The 1630-nt window shown below is 63.5% G+C and carries 2 protein-coding genes; both read left to right on the top strand.

Features of this window, described 5'->3' with window-relative positions; genetic code table 11:
• Positions 1 to 580 (top strand): arginase family protein (locus tag EOA38_RS35945; protein WP_189435164.1); only part of this gene is annotated, 580 nt, incomplete at its 5' end.
• Positions 581 to 609: 29 nt separating this feature from the next.
• A complete protein-coding gene (gene argC, locus EOA38_RS35940) occupies positions 610 to 1542 on the top strand; it encodes an N-acetyl-gamma-glutamyl-phosphate reductase (protein ID WP_127301447.1) in 933 nt (310 codons plus the stop codon).
• The last annotated feature ends 88 nt before the right edge of the window (positions 1543 to 1630 follow it).

Below are 1630 nucleotides of genomic sequence, written 5' to 3'. Positions count from 1 at the left end.
CAAGACGCATGCGGCTATCCACGGGCCGCTGGCGCTGGTGCAGTTCGACGCGCATCAGGACACCTGGCCGGATGACGGCAAGCGCATCGATCACGGCTCCTTCGTCGCCCGGGCGGTGAAAGAAGGCATCATCGATCCCGACCGGTCGATCCAGATCGGCATTCGCACGCATGCGCCGGACACGTTCGGCATCAAGATCCTCTACGGCCACGAGGTCGAGGAAATGCGCGCCTCCGACATCGCCTATGCCATCGTCGACCGGACCGGCGGCAGGAAGACCTATCTCACCTTCGACATCGACTGCCTTGACCCGGCCTTCGCGCCCGGCACCGGCACGCCGGTGGCCGGCGGCCCGTCCTCGGCCAAGATGCTCTCGACGCTGCGCCAGCTCGGCCAGGTCGATATCGTCGGCGCCGACGTCGTCGAGGTTGCGCCGGCCTATGATCATGCCGATATTACGGCGATCGCCGGATCGATCATTGCCATGCACTATCTTGGCCTGGTGGCCGAACGGAAGGCGCGGCTCGATGACCTGAACAACGGCACTCATGCCGTTCTACATAACGCTAACGGCATATAGTCTTGAAATCGCAGGGAATTTTGTAACCGATGAAACCGAAAATCTTCATTGACGGCGAGCATGGCACGACAGGCCTGCAGATCAGGGCGCTGCTGGCCGACCGCGGCGACCTGGAGATCATCTCCATACCCGCGGAGCGCCGCAAGGAAGCCGCGGCCAGGGCCGAATTCCTCAATGCCGCCGATGTCGCGATCCTCTGCCTGCCGGATGCCGCCGCCAAGGAAAGCGTGTCGCTGATCGACAACGACACGACCAAGGTGATCGATGCCTCGACCGCGCATCGCGTGGCCGAGGGCTGGGAATATGGCTTTGCCGAAATGGACAAGGATCAGGCGAAAAAGATCGCCAATTCCAAACGGATCGCCAATCCCGGCTGCTGGCCGCAGGGGCCGATCGCAACGCTGCGTCCGCTGGTCTCCGCCGGCCTGTTGCCCGCCGATTTTCCGATCAGCGTCAACGGCATTTCCGGCTATTCCGGCGGCGGCCGCCCAATGATCGAGGACTATGTCGGCAAGGGCGAGGATGCGCCCGAGTTCCTGCCCTATGGCCTGACGCTGCAGCACAAGCATGTGCCGGAGCTCAGGACCTATGCGAAGCTGACGCATGATCCGATCATGCAGCCGGCGGTCGGCAATTTCGCGCAAGGCATGATCACAGTGGTGCCGCTGCAGCTCGGCGGCCTCGACCGCGTGCCGACAGGCGCGGAGCTTCATGCGGCGATCGCCGACCACTACGCCTCGATCGATGGCGGCGTGGTCGAGGTCGCGCCCTATACGCATATGGAGCGCATGCCGGAGATCGATCCGGAGGTCTATAACGGCACCAATCGGATGAAGGTCTATGTGTTCGCCAATGACGAGCGTGCGCAGGCGCTTCTGCTCGCCGTTTACGACAATCTCGGCAAGGGTGCCTCCGGGGCCGCCGTGCAGAACCTGGACCTGATGCTCGGCATCAAGCACTGAGCGGCGATGCACAAGGTGCGCCTCAGCTTCTGACAGCGATCTCGGTCGGCAGCGGACAAGCGCCCTTGGTGCTGCGCCAATGCGCGGC

This window comes from Mesorhizobium sp. M1E.F.Ca.ET.041.01.1.1, assembly GCF_003997355.1.
Classification (GTDB): Bacteria; Pseudomonadota; Alphaproteobacteria; order Rhizobiales; family Rhizobiaceae; genus Mesorhizobium.
The sequence above is the reverse complement of the archived record's forward strand: the minus strand, read 5'-3'. Positions and strand labels throughout refer to the sequence as shown.

Bases quoted from the DNA above. Each gene is read 5' to 3' on its own strand.
- argC (WP_127301447.1), top strand. From the start codon at position 610: ATGAAACCGAAAATCTTCATTGACGGCGAGCATGGCACGACAGGCCTG.